This window comes from Streptococcus sp. SK140 (assembly GCF_000259525.1).
In the GTDB taxonomy this organism is placed as follows: Bacteria; Bacillota; Bacilli; order Lactobacillales; family Streptococcaceae; genus Streptococcus.
In genome coordinates, this window is sequence record NZ_AJML01000013.1 from 1 (window position 1) to 3425 (window position 3425).

Annotated in this window: 2 pseudogenes; both read right to left on the reverse strand. The window is 44.0% G+C overall.

Going from position 1 to position 3425, the window contains the following annotated elements:
• Positions 1 to 2861, reverse strand: a pseudogene (locus HMPREF1116_RS03995) (CshA family fibrillar surface protein C); the annotation flags it as partial.
• A pseudogene (locus tag HMPREF1116_RS12535) lies at positions 2858 to 3425 on the reverse strand (CshA/CshB family fibrillar adhesin-related protein); the annotation flags it as partial. The pseudogenes HMPREF1116_RS12535 and HMPREF1116_RS03995, both read right to left, overlap by 4 nt.

The window sequence follows — 3425 nt, forward strand, 5'->3', positions numbered from 1 at the left end:
CCAGTAAATGATTTCTCAGGTACAAATGTAACTGTTCCATCGGCTGCTACTGTGTATGTACCAACGCCATCAACTATCTTAGTCGTTGAGCCATCTTCAAAGGTTGCTGGAACGTCATCGTTCATTGGTACTCGGCTGTCGCCTTCAGTAAATTCAGGCTTACCTGTTTGAGTTTGACCTTGCTTACCAGTTGATGTTGTATCTTCTGCTGTTGGAGTTACTGGAGTCACAGTTGGTGTGTACATAGCTGTAACTGGTGTGCCATTTTTATCAACACGTTTCACCGTTACGCCTGTACCTTCTCCAGTGAATGATTTTTCTGGAACAAATGTTACGGTTCCATCTGGAGCTACTGTGTAAGTTCCTTCACCTGAAATAGTCTTTGTTGTTGAGCCATCTTCAAAGGTTGCAGGTGTATCATCATCCATTGGGACGTTTTCATTTCCTGGTGTGAAGGTTGGTTTACCAGATTGTTTTTGACCTTGTTTATCAGTTGAAGTTGCATCTTCTGCTGTTGGAGTTACTGGTGTTACAGTTGGTGTATATGTCGCAGAAGTTTTAGTTCCGTTCATATCTTCACGAACAACAGTTACCGCTGGTGCAGTTCCAACGAATGATTTTTCAGGAACGAATGTAACTGTTCCGTCTGCTACTACCGTGTAAGTACCAACACCATCCACTGTCTTCGTAGTTGAGCCATCATCAAACGTAGCTGGAACATCTTCATTGATAGCTACTGTTTTCTCAACACCATCAACGGTTACTGTTCCACCCTTGAATTCAGATTTTCCAGTTTGAGTCGCACCTTGGATATCCGTTGTTTCAGCTGGTGTAGCTGTTGGGGTTACTGGAACAATTTCAGGTGTGTAGATTGTATCCACCTTGATGCCGTTTGAGCTTTCAGCTTGAACCTTGGCTGGTGTTACAGCACCAGTGTATGATTTATCAGTCGGTGTGAAAGTCACTTGGCCAGTGGCTGGATTAATTGTGAAAGTACCGATTTCAGTTGTACCGTCAGCCGCATAAGCTGGCATAGTCGCCACTTCATTACCATCTTTGTCCAAAAGTGTGTAGCTATTATCTTTAATGGTAATGGCTTTATCTTCACCGTTCACTTGAACAGTTGTTCCTGCAAAGGTTGGTCTACCCGTTTGAGTGGCACCTTGGATATCTTTTGAAGTTGCAGGGCTTGCCGTTGGAACAGCTGCTACAACAGTTGGAGTGTAAGTTGCATCCGAAGTGATTGTCGCAGTCTTACCGTTCGCATTTGTAATAGTCGCAGTCGCTTGAACTGTTACACCAGTTGCAGCACCAACAAAGTCTTTTTCAGGTGTGAAGGTAACCGCTCCTGTAGTAGGATCAATTGTATAGCTACCTTCGCCCACTACCGTTACACTTGTTTCATCAGTTGGTTGGCCAGTAGCTGGATCTACTAATTTCTTGCTAGTTATCTTCGTAGCCTTGTCATTGCTTAACTCAAATGTAGGTGTTTGAGTTTGAGGAACGTTTTGAACATCCTCAGAAACCTTATTAGTAGGTGCAATTGTAACTGGCGTTACCGATGGTGTGTAGGTCGCTGAAGCTTTTGTACCATTCATGTCTTCACGAACGACTGTAACTGCTGGTGCTGTGCCTGTAAAGCTTGGTTCTGGAACAAATGTCACAGTTCCGTCTGCTGCTACTGTGTAGGTACCGACACCATCAACTGTCTTAGTTGCTGAGCCATCGTCAAATGTTGCGGCAACATCATCATTCATCGGCACACGGCTATTACCTGCAGTAAATTTAGGTTCACCTGTTTGCGTTGCACCTTGAACATCTGTTGATTCAGCTGGTGATGCAGTTGGGGTAACTGGAGTCACCGTTGGAATGTACTTAGCTGTGATTTCAGTACCGTTTTTATCAACACGTTTAACCGTTACGCCTGAAGCAGTTCCAGTGAATGATTTTTCTGGAACGAAAGTTACTGTTCCATCTGGAGAAACAGTGTATGTTCCTTCACCATCTACTGTCTTAGTGGTTGAACCATCTTCAAAGGTTGCAGGTGTATCATCATCCATTGGCACATTTGGATCACCTTCTGTGAAGGTTGGTTTTCCAGATTGTGTTTGACCTTGAATATCTGTCGATGTCGCATCTTCAGAAGTTGGAACAACTGGAGTAATCTTCGGTGTATAAGTTGTTTCAACTGTAGTTCCATTTGCATCAGCTGCTTGAACCTTAACTGGAACAACATCACCTGAATAAGATTTATCTGTTGGTGTGAAAGTAACTACACCTGTATCTTTATCAACTGTGTAAGTACCAATCACATCACCTGCTGGTGATTTCGCCTCTACTGAGGCTGCTGGTTGACCAGATTCATCAAGGAGAGTAATTGAATCCTTGTTAATTGGTACTACTTCATCACCTTCTGTGAAGGTTACGGTTCCAGTTTGAACAAGACCTTGAGGACCAGTTGATTCTGCCGGAGTTGCAGTTGGAGTAACTGAAGTTACTGTTGGTGTGTAAGTGGCAGATGCTTTGGTTCCATTCTTATCTTCGCGAACAACCGTCACTGCTGGAGCAGTTCCAGTAAATGATTTCTCAGGTACAAATGTAACTGTTCCATCGGCTGCTACTGTGTATGTACCAATGCCATCAACTGTCTTAGTCGTTGAGCCATCTTCAAATGTTGCTGGAACGTCATCGTTCATTGGTACTCGGCTGTCGCCTTCAGTAAATTTAGGCTTACCTGTTTGAGTTTGACCTTGCTTACCTGTTGTTTCAACTGGTGTCGCTATCGGTGTGACAGGAGTTACAGTTGGTGTGTAAGTTGCAGATGCTTTGGTTCCATTCTTATCTTCGCGAACAACCGTCACTGCTGGACAGTTCCAGTAAATGATTTCTCAGGTACAAATGTAACTGTTCCATCGGCTGCTACTGTGTATGTACCAACGCCATCAACTGTCTTAGTCGTTGAGCCATCTTCAAATGTCGCTGGAACGTCATCGTTCATTGGTACTCGGCTGTCGCCTTCAGTAAATTTAGGCTTACCTGTTTGAGTTTGACCTTGCTTACCTGTTGTTTCAACTGGTGTCGCTATCGGTGTGACAGGAGTTACAGTTGGTGTGTAAGTTGCAGAGGCTTTGGTTCCGTTCTTATCTTCACGAACAACCGTCACTGCTGGAGCAGTTCCAGTAAATGATTTTTCTGGAACAAAGGTTACTGTTCCATCGGCTGCTACTGTGTAGGTACCAACGCCGTTAACTTTCTTGGTAGTTGAGCCATCATCAAACGTTGCTGGAACGTCATCGTTCATTGGTACTCGGCTGTCGCCTTCAGTAAATTTAGGCTTACCTGTTTGAGTTTGACCTTGCTTACCTGTTGTTTCAACTGGTGTCGCTATCGGTGTGACAGGAGTTACAGTTGGTGTGTAAGTTGCA